This is a genomic window from Pseudomonas sp. DC3200b2, from assembly GCF_049895785.1.
Taxonomy (GTDB): Bacteria; Pseudomonadota; Gammaproteobacteria; order Pseudomonadales; family Pseudomonadaceae; genus Aquipseudomonas; species Aquipseudomonas massiliensis.
Map to the genome: position 1 here is coordinate 798687 of NZ_JAFCTA010000001.1, position 26483 is coordinate 825169.

Annotated in this window: 24 protein-coding genes; 18 read left to right on the plus strand and 6 right to left on the minus strand. The window is 55.0% G+C overall.

What is annotated here, in order from left to right; translation table 11 throughout:
• Nucleotides 1-12 precede the first annotated feature (12 nt).
• From ACP691_RS03845 to ACP691_RS03865, 5 genes are all read left to right on the plus strand, one after another.
• On the plus strand, nt 13-2472 hold the full coding sequence (locus tag ACP691_RS03845) for a rhamnan synthesis F family protein (protein WP_426150127.1): 2460 nt from the start codon (nt 13-15) through the stop codon (nt 2470-2472).
• A gap of 1 nt (nt 2473) precedes the next feature.
• A complete protein-coding gene (locus ACP691_RS03850) occupies nt 2474-3406 on the plus strand; it encodes an NAD-dependent epimerase/dehydratase family protein (protein ID WP_426150128.1) in 933 nt (310 codons plus the stop codon).
• A 32-nt stretch (nt 3407-3438) separates the two neighbouring features.
• Nucleotides 3439-4395: a glycosyltransferase family 2 protein gene (locus tag ACP691_RS03855; RefSeq protein ID WP_426198500.1), complete on the plus strand. Its 957-nt coding sequence runs from the start codon at nt 3439-3441 to the stop codon at nt 4393-4395.
• A gap of 2 nt (nt 4396-4397) precedes the next feature.
• The gene (locus ACP691_RS03860; RefSeq protein WP_426150130.1) at nt 4398-5642 is read left to right on the plus strand and encodes a glycosyltransferase; all 1245 of its coding nucleotides are present in this window, start codon (nt 4398-4400) and stop codon (nt 5640-5642) included.
• A 129-nt stretch (nt 5643-5771) separates the two neighbouring features.
• Nucleotides 5772-7676, plus strand: a complete 1905-nt coding sequence (locus ACP691_RS03865) for a hypothetical protein (protein WP_426150131.1) — start codon at nt 5772-5774, stop codon at nt 7674-7676.
• A 99-nt stretch (nt 7677-7775) separates the two neighbouring features.
• Here ACP691_RS03865 and ACP691_RS03870 read toward each other — a convergent pair whose 3' ends face one another.
• The 3 genes from ACP691_RS03870 to ACP691_RS03880 all read right to left on the minus strand — a co-directional run bounded on the left by ACP691_RS03870 (nt 7776) and on the right by ACP691_RS03880 (nt 10894).
• Nucleotides 7776-9152, minus strand: coding sequence for an FAD/NAD(P)-binding protein (locus tag ACP691_RS03870; protein WP_426150132.1), 1377 nt, complete (start codon nt 9150-9152; stop codon nt 7776-7778).
• A gap of 6 nt (nt 9153-9158) precedes the next feature.
• Nucleotides 9159-9737, minus strand: coding sequence for an adenylyl-sulfate kinase (gene cysC / locus ACP691_RS03875; RefSeq protein ID WP_426150133.1), 579 nt, complete (start codon nt 9735-9737; stop codon nt 9159-9161).
• Between the two features lie 242 nt (nt 9738-9979).
• Nucleotides 9980-10894 (minus strand): glycosyltransferase family 2 protein, encoded by a 915-nt coding sequence (locus ACP691_RS03880; protein WP_426150134.1) that lies wholly within the window; start codon nt 10892-10894, stop codon nt 9980-9982.
• A gap of 273 nt (nt 10895-11167) precedes the next feature.
• On the opposite strand from ACP691_RS03880, the gene ACP691_RS03885 reads away from it, so the two are divergent.
• Complete coding sequence (locus tag ACP691_RS03885) at nt 11168-13165, plus strand: polysaccharide biosynthesis protein (RefSeq protein WP_426150135.1); 1998 nt, start codon at nt 11168-11170, stop codon at nt 13163-13165.
• Between the two features lie 38 nt (nt 13166-13203).
• Here ACP691_RS03885 and ACP691_RS03890 read toward each other — a convergent pair whose 3' ends face one another.
• Nucleotides 13204-13467 carry a hypothetical protein gene (locus tag ACP691_RS03890; protein WP_426150136.1) on the minus strand — a complete coding sequence of 88 codons (264 nt, stop codon included), beginning with the start codon at nt 13465-13467 and terminating at the stop codon, nt 13204-13206.
• Nucleotides 13468-13643: 176 nt separating this feature from the next.
• Here ACP691_RS03890 and ACP691_RS03895 point away from each other — a divergent pair, with 176 nt between their 5' ends.
• The 3 genes from ACP691_RS03895 to fabF all read left to right on the plus strand — a co-directional run bounded on the left by ACP691_RS03895 (nt 13644) and on the right by fabF (nt 16601).
• On the plus strand, nt 13644-14738 hold the full coding sequence (locus ACP691_RS03895) for a lactonase family protein (protein ID WP_426150231.1): 1095 nt from the start codon (nt 13644-13646) through the stop codon (nt 14736-14738).
• A 161-nt stretch (nt 14739-14899) separates the two neighbouring features.
• On the plus strand, nt 14900-15154 hold the full coding sequence (locus ACP691_RS03900; protein WP_426150233.1) for a ComEA family DNA-binding protein: 255 nt from the start codon (nt 14900-14902) through the stop codon (nt 15152-15154).
• A gap of 178 nt (nt 15155-15332) precedes the next feature.
• Entirely contained in the window at nt 15333-16601 is a 1269-nt protein-coding gene (gene fabF / locus ACP691_RS03905; RefSeq protein ID WP_426150137.1) for a beta-ketoacyl-ACP synthase II, read from the plus strand.
• Nucleotides 16602-16959: 358 nt separating this feature from the next.
• On the opposite strand, the gene ACP691_RS03910 is transcribed toward fabF, so the two are convergent.
• Both ACP691_RS03910 and ACP691_RS03915 read right to left on the minus strand, forming a co-directional pair.
• On the minus strand, nt 16960-17544 hold the full coding sequence (locus ACP691_RS03910; RefSeq protein ID WP_426150138.1) for a TetR/AcrR family transcriptional regulator: 585 nt from the start codon (nt 17542-17544) through the stop codon (nt 16960-16962).
• Nucleotides 17545-17623: 79 nt separating this feature from the next.
• Complete coding sequence (locus ACP691_RS03915) at nt 17624-17791, minus strand: DUF2897 family protein (protein ID WP_426150139.1); 168 nt, start codon at nt 17789-17791, stop codon at nt 17624-17626.
• A gap of 148 nt (nt 17792-17939) precedes the next feature.
• On the opposite strand from ACP691_RS03915, the gene pyrF reads away from it, so the two are divergent.
• The 9 genes from pyrF (at nt 17940) to ACP691_RS03960 (ending at nt 26367) form a co-directional block, all read left to right on the plus strand.
• Complete coding sequence (gene pyrF, locus ACP691_RS03920; protein WP_426150140.1) at nt 17940-18641, plus strand: orotidine-5'-phosphate decarboxylase; 702 nt, start codon at nt 17940-17942, stop codon at nt 18639-18641.
• A gap of 136 nt (nt 18642-18777) precedes the next feature.
• On the plus strand, nt 18778-20616 hold the full coding sequence (locus ACP691_RS03925) for a hypothetical protein (RefSeq protein WP_426150141.1): 1839 nt from the start codon (nt 18778-18780) through the stop codon (nt 20614-20616).
• Entirely contained in the window at nt 20613-21305 is a 693-nt protein-coding gene (locus ACP691_RS03930; protein ID WP_426150142.1) for a WbqC family protein, read from the plus strand. Before ACP691_RS03925 ends, ACP691_RS03930 begins: the two co-directional genes overlap by 4 nt.
• A complete protein-coding gene (locus ACP691_RS03935) occupies nt 21305-22234 on the plus strand; it encodes a glycosyltransferase family 2 protein (RefSeq protein ID WP_426150143.1) in 930 nt (309 codons plus the stop codon). The genes ACP691_RS03930 and ACP691_RS03935 overlap by 1 nt, the downstream gene beginning before the upstream one ends.
• On the plus strand, nt 22215-22850 hold the full coding sequence (locus ACP691_RS03940; RefSeq protein ID WP_426150144.1) for a class I SAM-dependent methyltransferase: 636 nt from the start codon (nt 22215-22217) through the stop codon (nt 22848-22850). The genes ACP691_RS03935 and ACP691_RS03940 overlap by 20 nt, the downstream gene beginning before the upstream one ends.
• Nucleotides 22847-23512 carry an acetyltransferase gene (locus ACP691_RS03945; RefSeq protein WP_426150145.1) on the plus strand — a complete coding sequence of 222 codons (666 nt, stop codon included), beginning with the start codon at nt 22847-22849 and terminating at the stop codon, nt 23510-23512. The genes ACP691_RS03940 and ACP691_RS03945 overlap by 4 nt, the downstream gene beginning before the upstream one ends.
• Before the next feature lie 61 nt (nt 23513-23573).
• Entirely contained in the window at nt 23574-23948 is a 375-nt protein-coding gene (locus ACP691_RS03950; protein WP_426150146.1) for an EamA family transporter, read from the plus strand.
• A gap of 47 nt (nt 23949-23995) precedes the next feature.
• Nucleotides 23996-25132 (plus strand): dTDP-4-amino-4,6-dideoxygalactose transaminase, encoded by a 1137-nt coding sequence (rffA, locus tag ACP691_RS03955; protein ID WP_426150147.1) that lies wholly within the window; start codon nt 23996-23998, stop codon nt 25130-25132.
• 623 nt (nt 25133-25755) lie between these two features.
• Nucleotides 25756-26367, plus strand: a complete 612-nt coding sequence (locus tag ACP691_RS03960) for a hypothetical protein (RefSeq protein WP_426198501.1) — start codon at nt 25756-25758, stop codon at nt 26365-26367.
• Nucleotides 26368-26483 lie beyond the last annotated feature (116 nt).

The following is a 26483-nucleotide window of genomic DNA, read 5'->3' on the forward strand; positions in this document are numbered from 1 at the left end:
TCAAGCGATCCCATGACCTCACCCCGGCAATATGTTTCAAGCAGTACAGGCGCTCGGCTCAAGCAACTTGCAGCTAGATTGTTGAAGAACCTGTACGCCCGCGCGTACGTTTCGCTTAACCAAGACAAGATCCAGTTCGACCCCGACTTCTATCTGGCTCAATACCCTGATATTGCTGCATCACGAGTAGATCCGTACCGACATTACGTGTTCCATGGTCGCCGGGAAGGTCGGGTGGGCCAATCCCCCACGGTCGAGAATGGAGATCGGATCGCGGCATTGGACCCTTCACGGGAGACCGTGATGGTGGTCAGTCACGAGGCGTCGCGCACCGGCGCGCCTGTCCTGAGCCTGAATCTGGTCATGCGCCTCAAGGCCAGGTACAACGTTATTGCGGTGTTGCTTGGCCCAGGAGAACTCAGCGAGGCATTCGACCAGCCGGGCGTAGCCGTGGTCAGCGCTTATGGGCTACGCGCCAGCGCTGACCACGCGCGTCTATTCATGGACAAAGTCTGCGCGTTGAAGCCTATCAAGCTCGCCTACATCAATAGTGTCGAATCAAGAGTAGTGCTGCCGGGGCTGGCTTCTAACTTTGTCCCGACGGTCAGCCTGATTCATGAATTTCCAGCCTACATTAGACCGAAGACCGCCTTTCTGGAGGTATTGTATTGGTCCACAGAGGTCGTGTTTTCTTCGACGGTAATTCATCAAAGTGCGGTAAAGGAACTACCTGTACTCGCTGATCGTCCTGTACATATCCTCCCCCAAGGGCGATGTGATTTATCCTTCGTACCAGAGGACGAGCCCACGGACTCGACAGAAGCCGAACGCCTCGAAGCACGCTTCAAGGCACTCAAGCAAGGAGGCAAACAGATCGTTCTAGGCGCCGGCCTCGTCCAGCTTCGCAAGGGCGTGGAACTCTTCATCGACTGCGCGCTGCGGGTATACGAACGTGGAGGAATGGATGACTTGCATTTCGTTTGGGTAGGGAAGGGTTATGATCCTGAGCGTGATATCCAGTACTCGGCCTACTTGTACGACCAAATACTGAGAGCCGGACTTGAAGACCATGTCACCTTCATACCGGAGACTTCGGCGATCGAGGTAGCTTATGAACAATCGGCAATGGTCCTGATCACTTCCAGGCTCGACCCGTTGCCAAATGTAGCAATCGACGCAATGTGCTTCGGGGTGCCGGTGCTGTGCTTCGAACGCACCACAGGCTTGACCGATTTTCTGGAGCGTTGCTGCGTACAACAGGCATGTGTCGCACGGTATCTTCATGTCCCGGAGCTTGCGGACAAAGTCATTGGACTTGCCAGGGACGATCACGCGCGGCTAGCGCTTGGCGCCACACTCAGGGCGAGCGCCTTGGATGTATTCTCCATGGATAACTATATTCAGGGGCTGGAGGACATCGGTAATGCGGCAGCTGTACGTACACGGCAGGAAAAGGCTGATTTCGACCTGATTACTGCCGCCAAGGTATATCGGCAGGATTATATTGCTCGCCACCTGGTATGCAAAACCGACTTCGATACCTTGCGCACCTATGTACGGGCCTGGGCCAGTGGCGTGGAGAAACGTAAGCTTTTCCCCGGCTTTCATCCTGGCATGTATGCGCAACAGTGCGCCGATTATCGACCGGGCCAGGATCCACTGGCTAGCTATCTGCAGAATGGACGCCCGGCTGGGGCATGGGCGTGGGACGTCATAACGCCCGATACGCCGGCGGCTGTTATACCGGCTGGCCTTCGGATAGCTCTGCATGTGCACGTTTACTATATTGACCTATTCGAAGACATCCTCGAGGGGCTTGAAGGCAATGCCCTACGGCCGGATCTGTTCCTCAGCGTGCCTGACGAAGCCATCAAGCAAGCTGCGGCCATTGCATGTCAGCGCTATAAAGGTACTGTAAAGGCAATCGAAGTTGTGCCTAATGTGGGGCGCGACATAGGTCCGTTCCTAAGTGGCTTCGGACAGCGCCATTTGCTGGACTATGAAATAGTCGGTCATTTCCATACCAAGAAGACCAAAGACTACAAAGACCCTATGGTCGGCCGGATATGGTACGAGTTCCTGCTTGCCAATCTGCTAGGTAAGTCCGCGCCCATGGCAGATATTATCGTATCCAGGCTGATTGAGAACAAGCAGCTGGGCATGGTCTTTCCGGATGACCCCAACCTAGTAGGGTGGGACTCCAACATGGCATTTGCCCGACCGTTCATGGCAAAGCTGGGTCTCGATCACTTGCCGAGCGACATTGTCTTTCCCGTGGGAACCATGTTCTGGGCGCGCGCTGAATGCATGCGGCCTCTATTGGAGCTGGGCCTCGGCTGGGATGACTACCCTACCGAGCCTTTGCCGTTCGACGGTACCATGCTGCATGCCCTGGAGCGTCTGATGCCGATGGTTGCCGTCGCCAAGGGCTACACTATTTCTTCCACCAACGTGCAGAACATTACGAGATAAAATGAATATTCTGATTTTCGGCGGAGGCGGCTTCATCGGTTCGGCAATCGCCGACAGGCTGCTCAAGGATGGCCATGCGCTTCGCATCTTCGAGCGCCCTCGTGTGCAGCCGTATCGCGACTTCCTCGCAACCGAATCGGTAGATTGGGTTGCTGGCGACTTGACCAGCAACCATGATGTCACCGCGGCGCTCGACGGAATGGACGCGGTTCTACATCTCGTATCAACGACATTACCCAAGACATCGAATGATGACCCTATCTACGATGTCCAGAGCAATCTGGTAGGCACGTTGCATATGTTGAACGCAATGGTCGAGAGAAAAATCTCCCGCGTGATGTTCATTTCTTCAGGTGGGACGGTTTACGGCAAGCCCGTTTCCACGCCGATAAAGGAATCTCATCCCACGGAACCCTTGGTGTCCTATGGGATCACGAAGCTAGCTATTGAAAAGTTTTTGCTAATGTATCAGCAGCTTCATGGTATCCGCGCAACCATCATGCGTGTAGCCAACCCATACGGTGAGCGCCAGCGGGTCGAAACTGCGCAGGGCGCTGTCGGAGTGTTCCTAAGCAAGGCCTTGCAGCATCAACCGATTCAAATATGGGGTGATGGTAGCGTTACCCGTGACTATATCTATGTATCTGACGTAGCGGATGCTTTCGCCGCCGCCATTGATTACAACGGAACTCACAACGTATTCAATATCAGTTCCGGCATCGGCGTTGATATCAATGAGTTGGTAAGGCATATCGAAAACGCAACAGGTGAATCCATACGAAAGGAATACCTGCCTGGACGGCCTTACGACGTCCCAGTGAGTGTATTGGATAATAGCCTGGCAAGCCGCGAGCTTGGCTGGACGCCCAGGGTGGGCCTTGAGGAAGGGTTGAAATTGACGACCGCATGGATGCGGAGATCGCTGGCTAAATGATTCCCGCATCGCCCAGGCTTCCGAAGGTGTCAGTGATCATACCGACCAAGAATGGCGGGAGCCTTTTTCAGAAAGTGCTGACTTCGGTCCTGACTCAGGAAACGGACTGGCCTTATGAGGTCATTGTCGTGGACTCGGGTTCCAAGGATGAAACCGTACCGATCGCTGAAAGTTTTCCGGAAGTCAAGCTGATCCGGATTTCAGCTGAGGAATTTCAACACGGGCGGACGAGAAACCTTGCTATTACACATGCTAAGGGGGAGTACATCGCTGTGATTACGCAGGATGCGCTGCCCTATAACGATCTATGGCTGGCAGAGTTGGTCGATGCAATCGAGCAAGCTCCCGGGATTGCTGGGGTGTTTGGCAGACATGTAGCGCACACGGACGCTTCGGTTTTTACCAGGCAGGAAATCGACCATCATTTCTTGAATTTCGAATCTGAACCGGTTGTTTGGTTGCAGGACCAACCCAGATATGAAAGGGACCCTGGTTACCGCCAGAACCTCTATTTCTTCTCTAATAACAATGCTTTGATCCGGCGTTCAGTTTGGGAACAATACCCTTACCCGGAAATCGATTTTTCGGAAGACCAGGCCTGGGCCAGGTCTATAATAGAAGCGGGATTCAAAAAGGCCTACGCTCAAGGTTCGGTAGTCTACCACTCTCATAATTACGGCCTTTTCGAGCGTTTCCAGCGTAGCTTCGATGAAAGTCGAGCGCTGGAAGCTTTGTTCAGGTACGACGATGCCAAAGGCGTGACTGTGCTGCTGCGGCGGTGGTTGGGATTGACGCTGCGAGATATCCGAACCCTGCGTATCGCTCGAGCGAAGGGAGAAGGCATTCGGATCCTCGATGTACTGAAGATGCCGATAGATAACCTCATGCGAGTCGCGGGAGGATGGCTTGGCAGTCGTACGGATCTACACACACCCTGCCTGGTAGCGCTTTGCTCCAGAGACCAGAAGCTGAAACGCGTTAAGGCTTGATATTGAATATTCATTTATTCCGTTCGCAATTGAAGAAGGCGCTCGACCATATCCGACGCGAGGGTCTGGGATCATTGCTGAAGATTGTATCCAGACGTTTGAGAAGTTCGCGTGCACTGCTGACGAAGCCGGATGTAGTGCATGCCTATCGTTTTCTCGAATGGACCCCAAATGTGCAGCGGCCCGATCATGCCGTGGCCCGGCGCGAGCGTTCGGTAAACTGGTACATTCCTCCGATAGGAAAGGGGTCAGGCGGACATCTGAACATCTTTCGCTTCCTAAAGTACCTGGGTGACCAGGGCTTCTCCAACCGGGTAATCATTGTAGACGATGAAAGCCATCTATCGATCAGGCAAGTTCAAAAACAGATTCATGACTGGTTCGATTTGCCTGGTGCTGAAGTATTCTACATAAACGATGTTGTGCCTAGCGCGGCGGTTAGCATAGCCACGTCGTGGCAGACTGCATATGCTGTTCACAATCTTCGTGCCCAAACGCATAAATGTTATTTTGTCCAGGATTATGAGCCATGGTTCTTCCCCGCCGGTACCGAGCATGCACTTGCCGAGCAGACCTATCGGTTTGGTTTCCACGGTTTTACAGCCGGTGATTGGTTAGCACGTCGTTTGGCTGATGAATTCTCAATGGTTACCACCTCCTTAGGCTTTTCCTATGATCGAAATCTTTACGGGCCGGTGGACCGACCGCTCAGAAAAGAAAAGCCGCGCATATTCTTCTATGTACGTCCGCCTACTGCCCGACGCGCCTTTGATCTCGGGGTATTGGTGTTCGCTGAGCTTGGGAGGCGCTTGCCCGGATTCACGGTTGTCATGGCCGGGTGGGATGTAAGCCACTACGCGTTTCCTTTCGCGTGCGAACACGCCGGGCTAATGAATCAGGAGGGGCTGCGTGCCCTTTATCACTCCTGTGACGCTGCCCTGGTTCTATCGTTCACCAACGTTTCGCTTCTACCGCTGGAAATCATGGCGTGCGGCGTGCCTGTGGTCAGCAATCGTGCGGAGTTCACGGAGTGGCTGCTCAATGACGACGTGGCAATGCTCGCCGAGCCCACTGTCGATGGCTTGGCCAGTGCCCTTGAGGAAGTCCTGGGCGGAGCTGAGGCAGCGCTGCGCCTGAGACAAAACGGCTTGGCATTCGTTGCCTCGACCAGTTGGGAGGCGGAGGGCGAGAAATTCGCAGGCCAGGTGGCTGCGCTTGTCGAGCGAGGACGCGCCTCGGCAGTATGAGGTCGCTAATCGCTCCATAGCCTTCTGCTGTATAGCAATGCTGGCCTACCCCACACCGATGAAAGTGCGCTGTGCCAGCGGCGCGGTCCATGGTTGGCTTTTTTTATCGAAACATTTACCGGAGTTCCAATGCTGGAAGCAAGCACGCCCCCAGGCATCAAGGCGTTGTTCAAAGGTCCGCCTCGCTCTCATATGGCAGCAGTCTATTTTTCATTCTTCAGCCTGCTCCTTTTCCTCGTCAAGATGCATGGCGCCTGGTATGGGGTCATCGCAGATGATGGTGCATTCTTTCTGAAGTATGCGCAAAATATGGCCAACGGTTATTTCTGGATCTGGAATCCTGGAGAGGCACCTGTCTGGGGCGCTTCTGCGCCTCTTTATCCACTTTATATCGCGGCCATAATAAAGCTCGGGTTCGCCCCTCTGGACGCGATCGTATATGGAGGGAGCGCCTTGGGCGCGCTGGCGCTGAGCGCCACTAGCGGCTTGCTGGTAAGACGTTTCGGATACGTCGCCGGCGTCTTCTTCCTGGCGTTCGCCTGTTATGATAGCCACTTCATCTGGTTTCTAAGCACGGCCGGGCTTGAGACACCTTTGACGGTTGCGATTTTAACGGCTGGCCTGTTCGCGCTGTCTGCGAACAATAACGCATGGTATGTTGGCATTACGGCCGGGCTTCTGGCGATTGACAAGATTGACCAGATTCCCGTTGCGTTCTGGCTGCTCTGCGCCTTTAGCTTCAAGGCGGGTAGGATTCAATACCGGGCTGTGGGAATAGCGGTGGCGATCTCCGTTGCATGGTATGGGTTCGCATGGTTCTGGTTTGGTCTTCCTATTCCCAATTCGTTCATAACGAAAAGCCTTTTCCAGAACCAGCCCGCAATCATCGACTGGCGGTGGTTTGGCAGGTTCGTACTTTACGAAAACTATCACATACTTTTGTCCGGTCTGGCGCTGGTTTCGATCCTGCTCAAGCTACGAGTGGCCGCTCCGGTGCATATCTACTTGCTTGGATTGATAATTACCCACCTTGTAGCCTATACCCTTAAGCATCCACTGGAACCCTATGACTGGTATGCAATGCCATCAATATATGGCTTGTTGGTGATTGCTGCGCTGGGCGCGCAGGCGCTATGGGAGAAGTGTAAAACCCGCGGCTATACTGCAGGGCTGCTTTTCCTGGTGACGTCTATTTATCTCATCGCCCAAGTGAAGGAGCATAGCGAATTCATGTCGGTTGCAATAGAGCGATATCTTTCTCTCGAAAAGGACCGAAGACAAGCCGGCATATGGGTGGACGAACATGCGCCAAAGAATTTTCGAGTGTATACCTACTTCGGGGCGCCGGCTTTTTATTCTAAGCGGTATGTCTACGATGGCTCTTTCTTGAATCGCCCTTATGAAGAAGGAAGTATGGTGGAAAAATATCGGCCAGAGATTATTGTCGCTCGGACGAACCGCCAGACAAAGGACTATACCTTGGTCAAGATGTTTTCAGGCGCCCGTCAGGAGGGTATAGATTTTGCCTTCGGTGTTCATGTCCGTAATGACGTTTTGGATAAAGTCACTGGCAAGGATGAGCGACTGAAGGTATGCACCACTGATGACAGCTGCGGCGCGCTCGATACGCCATTATTTGAACAAGTGCTTGCGCCCCAATTAGGCGATACCTTTGGCGTGATCCGCGCCGCGGGGAATGGGGGGGCAATCTTTGTCCACCCTGGAGAAACGACGCCGAGTAGCTTCGAGCTTTCGCCTACCGCGCTTACGAAATCACACATGCCCACAGCGACGCTGGTGGTATCCATTTCGGACAATGTGCCCTCGGATGCTGTGGCCCGAGGGGCTGCAAGCGTTGGCATTGAAGTCACCAGAGGTGGTGCCCGCTACCATGAGCGCGAAATCGTGACGCTTGGGCGTCCGATCTCGGTAGTACTGGATACGTCGCCAGGTCCAAACTATAAGGTAGTCGTTGATAACAACGGAAATCCTGACACTGACTGGACTATCATCCGTCAGGTTCCCGCAGACTGACCTCCTCATACCGGGCGGGCAGTCGCTCGTCCCGGTATGGCGGGCTATTGGCGTGGCGATAGCCTAAAAACTGCAAGCATTTTAGATTGAGTATCATCTTCAGCCGGTCTGGGTACCGATTGCCCGACGTACGAGTCTGCTAACCAAGCGGTGAGCATGGCGTCGCAGCTCAGGTACGGCAGTCGCCTCCCAGTGCATTGCCTTTAGCATTGGCCCGATATAGCTAAGCCACTTGCTAGCCGTGCCGTCTGATTCGATAACAGCCCCGTCGCTCTGAACGTGTAAACCAAGACCGAGCTCGTCGGGAGTGATCAAGCCTCGGGCCAGCAGGTGTTGTACCAGCCGAGAGTCTATTTCCGACAGGCGCATCGATGGCCCGGTACAGTTCACTATCAGGTCACATTCGAGAACACAGGCACGCTCTTGGCCACGCAGGGATACCTTCACCTCGAACAGGCTCTCTCGCTCAGTGACCTCCGTGATGCGGCCGGCCAGATAAGACAGCTTGCCGCTTAGAAATGCGCCTTGCAGCTTTAGCTGCATGTCCGGCGGTACGCGATGGCGATGTGTATCCCACAATGGCTGAACATGCCGGAGAAATCGACGTCGCTCTACGAGAGGCATGCGCTCCCATAATTCACGTGTTATAGGGCGCAGGGCAGCGAAGGCTTCCCGCCAATAATCGGGCCTGGCTGCCAAGTGGTGCCTCAGAGTCCGTACGTAAGCTCTAGCGGAAGGATGCACCTTGAGCATCTCATCAACCATTTGTTGGAACGACACGGTCATCCGTGCACCGACAATATGCTCCCGAGGCACTCGACCCCGCCGGGAAAGCATGATCACTCGCGTACTCGGTGCATTGCTCAAGATGCTAAGTGCCAAATCGGCTGCGGTTAAGCCTGAACCCATCAATAGGACGGTCGCATTGCCTGATGGCCGCAAGGCAGAACGGCCATTCCATGGGTCGGTTACATATCGTTCGGATCTTCTGATCTGTGCAAGCGAAGATATTGAAGCGGGCGGGAAATTACCGAGCGCCAGCACTACGTGGTCGGCAAATAAGGGCGGTTGACCTTCTATGATGATCTGTGCTCCGGACGAGTGAGGATTAACCGCCACGACTTCACCGGCAATGAATGTATAGCGCCCCTGTGACGAGGCTACAGCCGCCTCCAACTGATACCTCAGGTATTCTCCATAACAGTGCCTGGATGCGTAGGTGCTTGCGTGGATATTCCAGCCACGTGTCCTTCCATAGTCGACGAAGGAGTTGGGCGCTTCATCGAATGCCGACATGCCGCCGGCGGGCGCATTGAGTAGATGATGTTCATCACAGAGTCCATAGGCGAGTCCACCCGGTGGCCCTAGAGCTCGATCGATGATCAACAAGCGATCATCTGGCCCTGCCTCATTCAGATACCTGATCGCGGTGACGATACCGCTGAATCCGGCCCCAACGATGGCCACGGTCCTCATTGAAACTTACCGTTCGAGGTGGTTGAGGATTTGAGTTACGCACTCATCCACACTTCGGTCAAGGGTTTCTACCCGCACCTGCGGGGAGTTCGGCGTTTCATACGGAGAATCGATACCGGTGAAATTTTTGATATGCCCTTCACGGGCTTTCTTGTATAAGCCCTTGGGGTCGCGACGCTCGCATTCTTCCAGCGGAGTGCTTATATATACCTCCACGAAACGATCAGCGCCAACTACCCTCTTGGCCAGCGCTCGATCCCGGTAAAAGGGTGAAATGAACGCCGTGATGACTATCAGCCCCGCTTCAACGAACAGCTTGGCAACTTCGGAAACCCTACGAATGTTTTCCTGCCGGTCGTTGTCCGAGAACCCAAGATCGGAACATAATCCCAAGCGTACGCTGTCTCCATCCAGTAGATAGGTGTGCCTGCCCTGAGCTACTAGTCTCTGTTCAAGGGCGCTTGCCACCGTTGATTTTCCGGAGCCGCTCAGCCCGGTAAGCCAGATGACCACGGGCTGTTGTTGCTTTTGTTGCGCCCGTGTCTGCGCAGTGACCGTAAAAGCGTGTTTTGTAAGATTCTGCATTAGGTCAGTCCAGTGGAAGGTAGCCGCTCAGAGCCAGTAGTGTACCGCCGTTCCGTGAAACGAAGGGTGGGAAGCCGGTGGGCTTTGACACAAAATATTTTCAGATTAGCCAGGGGACGACGTCTGCCGAGCCCTGGCTTGAATCAGAACGATATGACGATCAAGTTAGATTTTTGTTCCTTGCGCCAAGCCGTAGGTAAGCCTATCGGCAGTATTCCGCAGCCTGGCTTGCTTCGGGCCGCCTAGATACGGCGTGTAATATTGCCCAGGAGCAGGCTAAGGTTCCCGAGGCTGGTTTGACGATAGACACCTGACTGTCGGAGATGGCGAATTCGCCCGAATATGGAAGCGCTACGGGCCCGTTTAAAAAGATTGAAGCAGCTCTTGTTAGAGGCGGGCATTTTTTCATAAAAAGGAGCAAGGGCTTCAATGTTCGCATCGTTCCATTGCGCAAAGCGGCCATCCCAGAGGAAGCGTAGCCTATGTATACGGCTTCGAAGTGTGGTATTCCCTCCTATCAGATTGGCTGCGTGCTGTCGATAGTCCAGTGTTGGAACAGGGTCATATATGACTTGGCCCGCGGCCGCGCTCACCACCAGATACGCTAGCCAGTCATGAGCGACGATCCGGACCTCACTGTCAACCTGAAGTAAAAGCTCACGCGCCATTTTGTTGATAAGCATCGTATTGGCGCCGGCCACGCTCTGTACCAACGCATTGCGGAAACAGGCGGGGCGCTTGAACAATGGAGAATGCCCCATGCACCGGCCCTGCTCGTCGATCAGGCGAGTGCGACTACAATAAAGGGCTGGCTCGCCACGGAATCTTTCTATTGCCTTTACGCTGCGCTCGAGCTTATCCCCGTACCAGATATCATCCTGGTCGCAAAAGGCATAATAGTCGGCCGACAGGCCATGGTGTTGGAGCAATGTAAAGAAGTTTCTCGCGAACCCGCGCTGCGGACCCTCAAGGATTGACATGCGGTCACCAAGCTGTCGTTGGTAGCCTCTGAGGATCTGCAGCGTTGAATCGGTCGAACCGTCGTCAGATACGTACAGTCGCCAGTGCTGGTAACGTTGGCTGACTATGGATTCAAGCTGCTCCTGTAAAAAAGCCTCACCATTATACGTACAAAGAAGCACTGCTACCTCGTTCACCACCGGCTATGCCCCGGTGTGACTTCACTTGCTACGGTAAGGAGGGGCTTGTGCATGAAATCTCCTGAATTCTGCCTACGTTCCGAATTTGCCGGATTGACCGCGAGGATAGCGTTCCCAGCCAAACGTTTTTGACATACGCTTCAACCCTGGCGTTGTCGATGCCGACGATACCAGAATACGAATTCACCAGCGAATCGAGAGGCTGATGGCTAAAGGATATCAATTGTCGGGCCGCCGCGATTCGTGGCATGCCATACGGAAGGAGCTTGAGTGAACGCTTTGCGTCTGTACATGCTCGCCTTGCCGAGGAGGCAAAAGCGCCTGCTTCAGGTAGTAGTGGACATCTTGTTGGTCTGGTTGGCGCTTTGGTTGGCGTTCGTGGTACGGCTGGGCATCGAGGACTTGATCAGCCCCTTGGGCGATTATATGTGGTTGTTCATTGCGGCCCCGGTTATTTCCATCCCACTATTCATTCGGCTCGGCATGTACCGGGCGGTTCTTCGCTACTTTGGCAACGACGCATTGCTCACCATCGCCAAAGCGGTGACTTTGGCCGCCTTGATACTGGCGTTGGCAATATTCTGGTACAGTAATCACAAGGCCATGGTTCCCCGGTCGGTCATCTTCAACTACTGGTGGCTTAGTCTGGTAATCCTGGGTGGATTGCGCTTGGCGATGCGACAGTTTTTCCTGGGTGACTGGTTCGCCGGCCAGCATTTGACTTCTGTCGCAAGTCGCGATGAAGGTCTCACTCGGGTCGCTGTGTATGGCGCGGGTGTCGCGGGTAATCAGTTGGTAGCGGGCTTACGCATGGGAAGGCTCATGCGTCCCGTGGCTTTCATAGACGACGATCCCTCACTCTCTCGCCGTGTCATCGCCGGCTTGCAAGTATACAAGCCTCGTCATATCGAGAGGATGATCGAAGAAACTGGAGCTACCGAAATTTTGCTTGCGCTTCCTTCATCGAGTAGGGCCCGGCGGCGCGAAATACTCGAGTTCCTGGAAAGTTTTCCGCTTCATGTTCGAAGCGTTCCGAATCTTTCGGATCTTGCCAGTGGAAGGGTAAAGGTAGAGGATATTCAGGAAATCGATATCGCCGACCTTCTTGGTCGCGACGCGGTTCCGCCAATGGATGATCTTCTACAAAAATGCATAGAAGCCCAGGTAGTGATGGTGACCGGCGCAGGGGGGTCCATAGGCGCAGAATTATGCCGACAGATCATCTGTCTGAAGCCGTTCCGGCTGATCATATTCGATCATAGCGAATACAATCTTTATTGTATAAACGAAGAGTTGCAAAAACTGCTACGTCGACACTCTTTAAGTGTCGAGATTTTACCTATACTTGGCACTGTCAAGGATGAGGTCAAGCTCGAGCAGACAATGCGCACCTGGAAAGTGGAAACGGTTTATCACGCTGCGGCCTACAAGCATGTGCCTATAGTGGAGCATAATATAGCTGAAGGCGTGCTGAATAATGTATTTGGAACTCTTTACTCCGCGCAAGCCGCGCTTCGTGCTGGCGTTTCCAACTTTGTCCTCATTTCCACTGACAAAGCGGTTCGACCTACCAATGTGATGGGAAGTACGAAGCGGATGGCCGAACTCATTCTTCAGGCCTTGAGTACTGAAGTGGCGCCCAGACTTTTCGATCAGTCGTCAAACGTCGCTCATGTGAATAAGACGCGGTTCAGCATGGTGCGGTTCGGAAACGTATTGGGTTCGTCTGGCTCGGTGATTCCCCTTTTCCATAAGCAGATTAGGGCGGGCGGCCCGCTGACCGTCACGCATCCCAAGATAACTCGTTACTTCATGACCATTCCTGAGGCAGCCCAGCTGGTAATTCAGGCGGGCTCGCTGGGGAAGGGCGGTGAGGTCTTTGTACTGGACATGGGTGAGCCTGTCCTGATCGCTGAGCTTGCTGAAAAAATGATCAAGCTGTCGGGCCTCAGTGTTCGTTCCGAGCGTAATCCTTATGGAGATATCGCCATCGAATATACCGGACTTCGGCCTGGAGAAAAGTTATACGAGGAACTGCTGATAGGGGACAATGTTTCCCCGACTAGGCACCCTATGATCATGTGTGCCAATGAGGAGGCCTTTGAATGGGCTGAGTTCAAGCTCCTGCTTGAAAAGCTTCAGGTTGCTCTGAAGGCCGAGGATCTTAGTCAGGTCAGGGTGCTGCTCCGGTATGCCGTTGCAGGTTATGAGCCTCAGCAGGAAATTGTTGACTGGTTCCACGTCCAGCATCGGCTTGACGCTGACTAGACAACGGCCAAGGCCCAAAGTCATCGATAAGCATCTGCCTAGTGAACAGCGCTAGCTTCCACCGGCGCATACGCAAACTTACTCAACGGCTTCACCCAATACCGCTTGTAATCCGCCTCGCCCGGCGGTACCGGCTTCTCATTGAACCACCCGGACGGGCGCTTGAGTTCGGCGCGGTAGGCATCCCATTCCAGCTTCAACGCCGCCTCCCTGGCGGTGGCTTCGTTCTCGAACCAGCCCAGCACGTAGGCTTCGCCGAATTCCCGGCCATGTTCGATCAGCAGGTAGATGTCATTGTTCATGGGTAATTCTCCGTGTATCAGCGCGTCTGCCTAGGCCATATCTCGATTTCGGTCAGCTCTCTCCTTCACTTTAGACAGGCCGCGCGGCAGAGGTGCAATCAAAGCGTGACCAGCTGTTGCGCGGTTGGGCAAGTGCTCGCCAGGCTTGAGTCCTCGGGGCTGTGGTCATAGGATGACTGCCTAATTCCGATGCCTGCCGAGGGACCGCCGTGAGCTTTGTCTACATTTCCAGCCCGAATGATGGGCTCGTTTCTCATTACCACCTGGACGACGACACCGGTGCGCTTACGCTGGTGGAGCAGGTGGAGGCGGGCGAGAAGGTCAACGCCCTTGCCCTGACGCCCGATGGAAGCACGCTCTATGGCGCGCTGCGCGGTCAGCCTCCCGAGGTGGTCAGCTTCAGCGTGGATGCCGGGAGCGGCAAGCTGCTACGCCGTGCTCAGGCGCCTTTGGGAGCCGGCATGTCCTACCTGGCCACGGATCGCCAGGGGCGTTTCCTGTTTGGCGCCTCCTATGGCGAAGACGTGGTCACGCTGCAGTCCATCGATGACGAAATGCAGGTGCAGGAAAACATCCGCAAATACCCCAGTGGCATGCATGCCCATTCGGTGCGGCCAGACCCGAGCAACCGCTTCGTTTACGCTTGTGTATTGGGGGTGGACCGGATCCTGCAATTCCGCCTGGATGAAGCCTCTGCCGCGCTGGAGCCCATCGGTGAAGGCTTTGTGTCGGTTGCGCAAAACATTGGCCCGCGTCATTTGGCGTTTTCCGAAGATGGGCGCGTTGTGTTCGTGGTAGGTGAAATGAGCGGCACCGTGCTGTCTTTCAGCATCGACCCACAAACCGGCGCCTTGACACCGGTTCACGAGCAAAGCGGCATTACCCCCGAGATGAACCTGGAACAGGGCCTGGTGCGTGATAGCCGTAATAACAACCTGAGCGACGACCCTACGCCGCGTGTATGGTGCGCGGATATCCGTCTGGTTCCTGGAGGCAAGCGGCTGTACATCACTGAGCGCACTACCAGCTCGGTCAGCGTCTTCGATGTATCCGCCGAGGGACGGCTTGCATTCGCGGGCAACCACAAACTGGTAGAGAAGCAGCCCCGGAACATCGCCATTTCGCCGGACGGTCGCTGGTTGCTGGCTTGTGGCGAATTGAGCCCTGTAGTAGGCAGCTATCGCATCGAGGCGGACGGCGCCTTGACCCGGGTGAGCGAGGCGCCGTCCGGCGACGGAGCGCTTTGGATCGAAGTGCTCGCGCAGCGCTGAAAAGTTCGCTAACAGCTGCACCCTGGCATTGCTTCCCTGGGCTCCGCTAAGGTAATCGCACGGTACATGAGGTGCCGTGCTTACCTGTCAAGGAGCATCCCATGCGCAAGACCATCCTCTCCTCTCTGTTCGTCACCGCTTTGGCCTTCGTGCCTCTCTCGATGCAGGCCAACGCGACCAGTGCCACCCCGGCACCCGCTGCGATGGCGGTGAGCGAAGGCAAGGTCAACCTCAACACGGCAGACGCGGCTACTTTGCAGAAGGAGCTCGCCGGCATCGGTATGGCCAAGGCCAAGGCTATCGTCGCTTTCCGCGAGGAAAATGGCGCCTTTACTTCGGTCGATGAACTGCTGGAGGTGCAAGGCATTGGCAAGGCGTTGGTCGATCGCAATCGGGATCGGCTTGCCGTCAACTAGCCTTATTATTCGTCCCTATTCGTAACAAGGCAGTCATCTCCTTTGCATGTCGGTTGACATTCAATGGCTCGGTAACGCAAGCTCTTTGAATTATGGCCGACATGTAAAGGTGGATCTGCGCGATGAATTCATTGATAACGCGTCAGGCGCTGGCTATGACCAAGATGGGAGCTCAGGCATGAACCAGCCCCGTATCGTTGTGACTGGCATGGGTGCGGTCTCGCCACTTGGCGTAGGCGTGGCTACGAACTGGCAGCGACTTCGATCGGGTAGGTCCGGCATACGCTCGTTGGACCCGGCTACCGTCGAGGGCCTTCAGGTTCAGGTAGCCGGCCGAGTGCCGAGCCTGGTCGAGGATGCCGAAGCCGGCCTGGACCCGGACCGGTTTGTGTCGGCCAAGGACCAGAAGAAGATGGCCCCTTTCATCCTGTATGCCATGGCAGCGGCACAGGAAGCTCTGGAGCAGGCGGGTTGGCGTCCTGATGATGAGTTCGCCCGCGCCAGAACCGCCACCATCATAGGCTCGGGCGTAGGGGGCTTCGGCACTATCGCCGATGCCGTTAGAACTACCGATCAGCGAGGCCCGAAGCGGCTGTCGCCGTTCACCATACCGTCCTTCCTGGTCAATCTCGCAGCCGGGCAGGTGTCCATCCGTCATGGTTTCCGCGGGCCCCTGGGTGCCCCTGTAACCGCCTGCGCGGCCGGGGTACAAGCCATTGGTGACGCGGCACGGTTGATCCGCGCTGGCGAAGCGGATATCGCCCTATGCGGAGGGACCGAGGCTGCCATCGATCGAGTAAGTCTGGCCGGCTTTGCCGCCGCCCGTGCGCTTTCCTTGAACCCTGTCCCGGATCAGGCCTCACGCCCGTTCGACCGAGACCGTGATGGTTTCGTGATGGGGGAGGGCGCCGGCTTGCTGGTGATCGAAAGCCTCGAACATGCGCTGGCGCGCGGGGCGCAGCCATTGGCTGAGCTGGTAGGGTATGGCACCAGCGCCGACGCTTACCATCTCACCGCGGCCCCGGAGGATGGACATGGCGCTCAGCAAGCGATGAAGCTGGCACTGGCCCAGGCTGGGGTCAAGTCAGGCGAAGTGGGGCATCTCAATGCCCATGCCACCTCGACCCCGGTGGGCGACAGCGCAGAGCTGGCAGCGATTCGCGCGGTGTTCGGGCCGAGCGCGGACCTTGCCATTTCGGCAACCAAGTCGGCCACGGGTCATCTGCTCGGTGCCGCGGGCGGGCTGGAGGCTATCTACACGCTGCTTGCGCTTGCCGAGCAATGGGCACCACCCACCCTTAACTTCCAGCAGGCGGATGACTCGGCGGGTGAGTTGAATATCGTCGGGCCGGCAGGGCAACGCCTTGCCGCTCGCTACGCGATGTCCAACGGTTTCGGCTTTGGAGGGGTGAACGCTAGCGTGCTGTTCAAGCGCTGGGAGGGGTGAAAGCGGCTGGTCGTTTTTTGATCGGGTCTCTGCAGGCCCTGTGGCCCCTGGCCTGCAGCCGATTCCCCCCAGCTTATGCACAGCGATGTGCAGCTTTATCAGGGATAAGTTTTTGCCGGATGAACTACCACCGCGAGGAATCTGAAAGCCAATGAATTGCGTCACTGATCATTAATTGATCAATTCATGCAGGCCCGCTTGCAGTGGGCTCTCCAAAGGCTTGTTCAAGGGTTATCCACATGAAGGTCCACCGAGATTGTGAAAAAGCCAAGCCCTAGGTCAATAAATGATCAATGCCCGCAAGCCCTCGCGCGGCGTGGGCTGTAGAGGATGCCCCCCAGGTTTTCCACAGCTCGGCTCACGGCTTTTCGGGATAACCGCCTCCGTGCTCAGACTCCAGCGCCAGGCGACGCTTGGCGTCTTGCAAGATGCGGTTGGACAGGGCAGGGTCCCTGACGCTGCGAGAAAGGATCAATGCCCCAACCATGGCGGACAGCATGGAGACCGCCCTGGCGTCTCGGTTCTCACCGGTCAGGTGGCTCTCAATAATGGCGAGGCGGTTGAGCACGGCGGCGTCCACGGATTCGCTGGGTTCGCCTCGCTGGCCTAGCTCCGCGGCAATGGTGGTCAAGGGGCAGCCCCGTTCAGGGTGGTCACGGTGGGCTTCACTCAGGTAGCGTTCGAGCAGCGATTCGATGGGCTTGGGCGTAGCCGTGGCGGCGGCGAACACCTCCTGCATTTCCGCCGTGGCGTCCTGCAACGCGGTTTCGACCAGCGCCTGCTTGGATTCGAAGTGGGCGTAGAAGCCGCCATGAGTGAGCCCTAGGGCCTTCATCAAAGGCTGCAAGCCCGTGGCCGCCACGCCGTCGCGACGAAAGCGCTCGCTGGCTTCCTTGACGATACGGCGATAAGTCTGAGCCTTATGCTCCTGTGAATAACGCATGGCACCCCCCAGGCTGATCAAATGTTGGCTGACATTCTATCACTTGGGCAGGGTCGGGATCTGCGGGCCTGAGAACGGCTCAGCGGTCCCGCGCTTCCTTCGCGTCCATCTCCGCATTGCGCTCATGAACACGCTTGAGTTGTTCTTCCGTGAGCGGCAACTTCTGCGCGCTTTGCCGCAGCAACATCAAGCCCCCCACGATGGAGCCAAGGGCAACCAAGAGGATCAACCACGCATACCAGGGCATAACTGTCTCCTTTACCGCTTCGAGTCGCCATCGGCGACTATGGTTCAAGTGTAAGGCGCGGGAGGGTGTTAGTCGAAACGCCAGCCCTTGGCCGCGCTGAATCCGTTACAATGCGCGCCGTTTAAATTCTATGGTCGAGAGAGTACCAATGCCCACCTGCCAGTCGCCTGTCATTGTCGCCCTGGATTTTTCCACTCGCGAAGCCGCCCTGGCGCTGGCTGATCGTCTGGACCCTACTCAATGCCGAGTCAAAGTGGGCAAAGAGCTGTTCACCAGTAGCGCGGCTGGCATCGTTCAGGCACTCAATGATCGCGGTTTCGAAGTGTTCTTGGACCTGAAATTCCACGACATTCCCAACACCACCGCCATGGCCGTCAAGGCAGCCGCGGACATGGGCGTCTGGATGGTCAATGTCCATTGCTCTGGCGGCCTGCGCATGATGAGTGCCTGCCGAGAAGTGCTGGAGCAGCGCGGCGGGCGAAAGCCCCTGCTGATTGGCGTGACGGTATTGACCAGCATGGAGCGCGAAGACCTCGCTGGTATTGGCCTGGATCTAGACCCTCAGGAGCAGGTGCTGCGCTTGGCGGCGCTGGCCGAGAAAGCCGGAATGGACGGGCTGGTGTGTTCCGCCTTGGAGGCGCCTGCGCTCAAGGCCGCTCACCCGCAGCTGCAGCTGGTGACCCCTGGTATTCGTCCGGCGGGCAGCGCCCAGGACGACCAGCGCCGCATCCTTACCCCGCGCCAGGCTCTGGATGCAGGCTCCGATTACCTGGTCATCGGCCGGCCCATCAGCCAGGCGGCGGACCCAGCCGAGGCCCTGGCGCGGGTGGTGGCGGAGCTTGGCAGCTGATTTCAGAAGCAAGGTCCTGGCGTACAAGCTTCAGTGGTAACCTCTTCGCAAAGAGCCAGCCCGGTATCGGATGTGCTGGAAGGTCAGCGATAATCCGATAGTAGGCGCTGGCGAATCATGATCAATGGAAGGGTAGATGAGTATCAGCAAAAGGAACGTCCGCGCCGCCGATTTCAATCTGGGCGAATACACATTATTGCAGCTCCCAGTGGTAGCTTTCCTGCTTTTCTTGGGAATATCCACGATTGTACTTGTTTCGGGTCTGTTGCTTTCCTTCTCTTTTGCTCTCGCTGCCAAGCTGATTTCAGCGGTCGCTGTTGCAATCTTCATCTGGTGGGCCATCAAAACTATCAGGCTGGTACGGCAGAGAGGTGCATCAATCACTGGCCCCGTTATCGCAGCGTTACTTGCAGCTGCCCTGAGCGGGGTTCTGGCATCCTCTATTCAACGTCCAGATATAGATGATTCCGTGTATGCGCCTAAGCCAGTCTATTACACCGAGCACCCTGATCGGCAGCTTGATCAAGGCGTAACCTGGCTGGCTGGGTTGGCTGAAGAACCGCATTCGATCGTCTTCCAATACTACGAGACTGCGCAGGCCGCATTAGCCTGGACTACACACATTGAATTTCTCTCGCTTTACCACGTGGCTTTTCCGTTTGTGGTAGGTGCCTTGATGTTTCTGGTGGTTTTTCTCACAGTATCTTTGTTCGAGCCCAGGCCTTGGGCATGTTTGTGGGCCACCCTGCTTTTTGTCGGTGTTTTATTGTGTCTGGGTGAAACACACAGAGCCTTTGGCAATCTGAGCATAGCACGCGCATTTCAGGGAAAGTTCGTATTCGTTCAGTTCGGAGTGTTCGCTTGGGTGTACATTTCGTTGCGCTACTTGTCGCGATCGAAGAGAGCAGATTGGCTTTTACTACTGATCGGCGGAATAGGTATGGTCGGGCTGACAACCACAGCGTTGGTTTTCCTGCCTGTGCTGTCGGCAGTACTGTGGGCAAGCTACACTATTCAGCATGGGCAGATAATTAGCCTAAGGAGCTTTCGTTCAGGAGTGCTTTACTGCGCCGCGCTGGTACCGGTGATAGCTTGGGGCGTTGTGTTCAGCCTGGAAGCACGCCAGTATGTAGCCGCTGGGAGCTCCGTCAACGCGATATTTTCATCAAGCTTCCAAGGGCAGTTGGGCTACTTGGTAAACCCAGCGCTGCCAGTCACACCGACATTGTTTTGCATCTGTTCCATGATTGTCGCGCTTTTATCACCCTATCGTCGGCTTTTCTTGGCATGGTTGATAATACCGATCGTTTTCATGCTGAATCCATGGGTGGCGCCAGCGGTGATCAAATACGTCACCACCGAGAACATCTACTGGCGATTCTTCTACCTGCTGCCGTTCCCGTTGATTGTGCCAATCGCAGCCTTGTGTCTCTATCGTGAAAGCCCCCGGGCGCGCCTGGCGCAATGCGGATTTCTATTGGTGCTGATCGGTCTAGGTTTGTATGGTCCGACATCAGTACTCCGCGCGGAAAATAGCGCTAGCTGGGAACTGTTCTCGAAAAAAGTCGGCCCCGAACTTCTCTCCGTCGCAGAGGCCATGAAGAAAGCCCTTCCTGAAGGCAGCATGCTTGCCCCGATCGAGATAGCCAGTAGTGTCGTTCTAGTGACGGCCAAGTTCCCTCAATATAATTACCGTGAAGACTATCTGGGTTACGTTCTGGAAAATTTGCACCTGGACGGAGAGCTTTCTCTAAGACAGAAAACCGCTCGCTTCCTATATGAAAATCCGCAAGACGTTGATGCTCGCAATGCCGCTCAAATCCTTTTGGCATCTTCGCAGGGGCCATCATATGTCGTGCTTCGGGCCGACCGGCCACCGGTCAGCGAAGTGATCGGCTTGTTGAAGGGGTGCGACTATACGGAAGGTCCGCGCTTGGGACGCTATCAGGTGTTCAATAAGGTGGTGGTGCAATGAAAGCGGTTGCAATACTTCAGTCCAATTACATCCCCTGGAAGGGTTATTTCGATCTGATCGCGAGGGTTGACGAGTTCGTGCTCTATGATGACATGCAGTACACTCGACGCGATTGGCGTAATCGTAATCAGATAAAAACACCCCACGGGGCCCAGTGGTTGACCGTGCCGGTGCGTGTGAAAGGTAGATATCTTCAGACCATCAACGAGACAGAGATCGAGGGAGCCCAATGGGGAGAGGCACATTGGAAGGCCTTATGCCAAAACTATAGGCGTTCACCCTATTTCAACGAAATTGCACAGTGGCTTGAGCCTATTTATCGCGAGCAAAAACATAGCCATCTGGCAGCATTGAATCGGTGCTTGATCGAAGCCGTCTGTCGCTACCTTCAGATTAGCACCCGCATTACGCTTTCCAGCGATTACACCTTGATCGAAGGAAAGACCGAGCGATTGGCAGACCTCTGCCGGCAAGCGGGAGGAGACATCTATGTTTCCGGGCCGGCTGCGAGGAGTTACATTGATGCTCCGGTATTCACGTCCCAGGGTATCGAACTACAGTGGTTCGATTATGCGGGTTACCCCGAATACCCTCAGCTATGGGATGGCTTCATTCATGCTGTGACCATTCTCGATCTGCTTTTCAACTGTGGCCCCGATGCGCCAGGGTACATGAGGTACGTTCGCTGATGAAGCTTTCGATCGTGTCGACTCTTTATCAAAGCGCTCCCCATCTCATTGAATTTTATCAGCGGTGTGTCTCCGTGGCCCGGCAGTGGGCGCAGGACGATTTCGAAATTGTTCTAGTGAATGATGGCTCCCCGGACGACAGCCTCGAAAAGGCTATCGACATCGCCATGGAAGATTACCACGTGAAGGTGGTCGACCTCTCACGGAATTTTGGTCATCACAAGGCCATGATGACCGGCCTGCAACACGCCCAGGGCGATTTCATTTTTCTTATAGATAGCGATCTTGAAGAAGAGCCGGAATACCTGAATCCATTTGCCGAGCAATTGCTTAGTCAGGGTTGCGATGTTGTCTATGGCGTGCAGCAGCAGCGAAAGGGCGGCTGGTTTGAACGTTGGAGCGGCCAGGGATTCTACCGCATGTTCGAGGCGCTGACAGGGCTGGCGTTGCCAAAGAACATAGTGACTGCGCGCTTGATGACTCGACGTTACGTAAACGCCCTGCTTATGCATACCGAGCGAGAGGTCTTTATCGCGGGGCTGTGGTATACCACCGGCTTCACGCAGCAGCCGCATATGGTGACAAAGCATAGCACGAGCCAGACTTCCTATACCTTCCGGCGCAAAATGGCGGTGCTGGTCAATTCCGTGACCTCCTTCAGTAATGCGCCCCTTATTGGCATCTTCTATATTGGCTTGAGTATTTCCGGACTTGCATCGCTGTATTGCCTATACCTGATTTTGCTCTGGGTATATCGGGCGCAGACTTTGAGTGGCTGGACGTCAGTGATGGCGTCAATCTGGCTATTGGGTGGAATGATCATTTCCTTTATTGGCGTGGTCGGCATCTACTTATCGAAAATCTATTCGGAAACCAAACAGCGGCCCTATACGATCGTGAGGCAGGTCTATGAAAAACGCAAAGGCTGAACTCTTGGGCGATGTAGCCTCCTATTATGCCAAAAAGCTTGCACAGCATGGAGCGACCCCGCTTGGCGTAGATTGGAATGGGGCCTCCGGGCAGCATCTGCGCTTCGAACAGTTTCTGTCCCTCTTGCCTGAAAATCAGCCGTTCACGCTGAACGATTTGGGCTGCGGGTATGGTGCCTTGCTTGGTTTTCTTCGAGAAAATCGCCCTACGGCTGGCTACCTTGGTGTCGATGTTTCAGAGGAAATGGTATCGGCTGCACGGCAACAATATGACGGTGCAGCCGAAGCTCGGTTCATCACCTCCGATAGGCCTGATAGCGTAGCGGATTTCGGGGTCGCCAGTGGGATTCTTAACGTCAGACTGGGCCGTACGGATACTGAGTGGGTTGCATACTTGGAAGATATCCTGGAAATTCTGGATTCCACGAGTAAACGAGGGTTCGCCTTTAACTGCCTGACCTCATATTCCGATCCTGAAAAAATGCGTCCTGACCTCTACTATGCAAACCCCTGTGCCCTGTTCGATCTATGCAAGCGCCGGTATTCAAAACAGGTGGCCCTACTGCACGATTACGGTTTATACGAGTTCACGATCTTGGTGAGGAAGAATACATGAAGAGGAAGCTGATCATATTTGGAACCGGTGAAATTGCAGAAGTGGCGCATTACTACTTTTCCAGTGATTCCTGCTACGATGTGGTTGCTTTCTCCGTAGATAGGGAGTTCCTGAAGGATCCGACTTTCTGTAGCCTGCCTGTAGTTCCGTTTGAGACCCTATCGGAAACATATGATCGTGAAGAGTACAGTATCTTCATTGCCCTTGGTTATTCCAGGCTGAATGGCATAAGAAAGGAAAAGTACCTTGCAGCCAAGGCGCTCGGGTATTCCATTGCCACTTATGTAAGCTCCCGGGCCACAGTGCTGAACGATGGGCGTATCGGAGAGAATTGCTTCATCCTTGAAGACAATACTCTGCAACCCTTCGTTACTGTAGGCAATAATGTCACTCTTTGGAGCGGCAATCATATTGGTCATCATTCGATACTGGATGATCACGTCTTCCTCGCTTCGCACGTGGTGGTCTCGGGTGGGGTAACCATCGGCCAGCAGTGTTTCATTGGCGTGAATGCCACGCTTCGTGATCACATCAGGGTCGGCGAGCGATGCGTCATTGGCGCCGGTGCCCTCATATTAGACGATACGGAGGCGGAAGGGGTCTACATAGGGGCAGTTACTCCGCGCTCCAGAGTGCCCAGCCATAGGTTGAGGAGTCTATGAGCGGACCTGCGAAGCGAGTGCAAAGCGCTATTGGTTTTGGCGCACTGGAAGGACGAGTTTGATGGCGCGTGCCCTGGACTATCTTTATATCCTCGCTACAGTACTCTTCACTGTCTATGGACAGCTGATCTTGAAGTGGCGTATAGGGCAGCTCGGGCCGCTTCCCGCGTCTGGCATGGCCAAGCTCAAGTTTCTGATATTGTTACCGTTCGATCCTGCCATTTTTTCCGGTTTCGCCGCAGCTTACCTGGCTTCGCTGACGTGGATGGCTGCCATGAGCAAGTTCGAGCTCAGCCATGCCTACCCATTCATGAGCTTGAATTTTGTGGTCGTCATTCTGTTCAGTGGCTGGTTGTTCCACGAGCCTATCAGCGCTCAGAAGATTTTCGGGATCGGGTTGATTGTCGTTGGTACCATAGTCGCAGCCCGCGGCTGACAAGTTGCCCTACGGCGATAGCCATCCGGTTCCAGGAGTGAAGAAACATGGACAATCGCATTCCGTTCAATTGGCCCTATATGACCGGCAAGGAGCTATCGTATATCGCCGAAGCGCATTTCAATGGCAGTCTGGCCGGCGACGGTCCCTACACCAGGAGGTGTCACCGATGGATCGAGGAGCGCTTAGGTTGCCCCAAAGTCCTTTTGACTCACTCGTGTACGGCGGCACTTGAGCTGGCCGCGTTGCTGCTCGACACGCAACCGGGCGATGAAATCATCATGCCATCCTATACCTTCGTGTCCACGGCTAACGCCTTTGTGCTCCGGGGGGGAATACCGGTCTTCGTCGACATCCGGGAAGACACCCTGAATCTGGATGAGCGTTTGATAGAAGCCGCTATCACACCTCGTACCAAGGCAATCGTGGCGGTTCACTATGCGGGTGTCGCCTGCGAAATGGACACGATCATGGCCATTGCTGCGCGTCACGGTCTGAAGGTCGTGGAAGACGCCGCTCAAGGAGTGATGGCAACCTACAAAGGTCGCGCACTGGGTAGTATTGGTGATTTCGGGGCTTACAGTTTCCATGAAACAAAGAATGTAATTTCAGGTGAAGGTGGGGCGCTGCTTGTCAACGATCCGGGGATGACGCTGCGCGCTGAAATCATGCGCGAGAAAGGCACCGATCGTAGCCGGTTCTTTCGAGGCGAGGTAGACAAATACACCTGGCAGGAAGTTGGATCGTCTTTCCTGCCAGGGGAACTGATCGCAGCTTTCTTGTGGGCCCAACTGGAAGAGGCGGATCGCATCACTGAAAGACGCATGTCCAGTTGGAATTTCTACCATCAACTATTGGAGCCCTTGGAAGCGCAGGGCATACTTCGACGCCCAATTATCCCGCCGGAGTGTCAGCATAATGCACATATGTATTATGTCATCATTTCGGAGCGCTTCGACCGCCAGTTCGTCCTGGATACCCTGAAAGCTGCTAACATAAACTCGGTATTTCATTATGTTCCGTTGCACTCTTCACCAGCCGGTTTGCGTTATGGCCGGGCTATGGCCAGTCTGGACGTAACCGACCGCCAGGCAGCACGTTTAATCAGGTTGCCGCTTTGGGTCGGTTTGACTCAGGAGCAACAGGAAAGAGTCGGCTCTGTTCTCGAGTCGAGCATGCTGTAGCCTGATTCAGCGCGCTTTCCCCGCTCACCGGGGCAGGCGCGACTGGCTACCCAACCCTTTGTGCAAGGGGGCTGTGATGATTCTCGAAGGATCAGGATATCAAACGGATATCTGCCTTTTCGTATCTAAAACCGAGCATATCTCCAACCCTGTAGTATCCACGTTGTTTGGGCGGGGATTTTATTGGTCGCGGATGAAGTTGGTCCGCGTACCTTTCAGATAGCATACGGTATTCAACTCGTTGGCTAACAGTTCGTTGCGTCATTGGCTTTCAAATCAGTCGTCTGTGAAGCGCAGTACCAGTCGCTATAGTTCAGAGGGTGTAAAAGATGGTATGGAAAAAGCTTGGGAATATCTATACGCCGACACCCCTTCACGAGAAACTCTTGAGTCATGCTGCAAATCCACTACCGGTTTACCTTCGCGATGACGTATATCGGATATTTTATAGTGGAAGAGATGCTTCCAAGAGATCGTCAATTGGCTACGTGGACTTTGATCTTGGAAAGAGGGAGGTAGTCTACGTTCACGATCGCCCAGTCTTCCAGCATGGGCCCGCCGGAAGCTTCTATGAACATGGGGTGAGTATCGGAAACTGCTATTCGACGCAGGGGTCGACCTACATGATGTTCATGGGATGGCAAAATCCGGCAGATGGGCACTGGCGCGGTGATATCGGTCGGCTTTTGGTAGGGTCAGACCTGAGTCTCTCTCTCGACTCGCACGAGCCCCTCATTGGTTGTAGCGACATGGACCGCATCAGCCTTTCGTACCCATGGGTCGAGCAAACTGTCCACGGATTTGAGATGTGGTATGGCTCTACGACGACATGGGACGCAGGGAACGGTGAGATGATCCATGTCTTGAACCATGCGCACTCAACGGATGGGCAGGCGTGGATCAAAACTGGCCAGGCAGTCCCCCATATTGTCGGGGTAGCCCAGGCGTTTTCCAGGCCAACGGTAATGACACATCCGGACGGTAGCAGACGCATGTGGTTTTCTTACCGCAGTGGTTCAGGCGAAACCTACCGTATAGGACAAGCAAACTCTCTGGACGGCAAGATCTGGCAGTTGGCTCTGGACGAATCAGGTATCGATGTATCGTCCAGGGGCTGGGATTCGGAGATGATCGAATATCCGTTTGTTTTCCAGCATGACGGGGCGTTTTACATGCTTTATAACGGCAACGGCTATGGTCAGTCCGGATTCGGTCTGGCCATTTACCAAGGCTGACATAGACGCGGTTCGTTGGCGTCCTTCCTTGACCATTGACAGGACAGTGGACGAGTCCAAGACAGGATTGAATATCCGACCAAGCGCATAAGCCAGAAAATGGCTCGCCGGCGAGC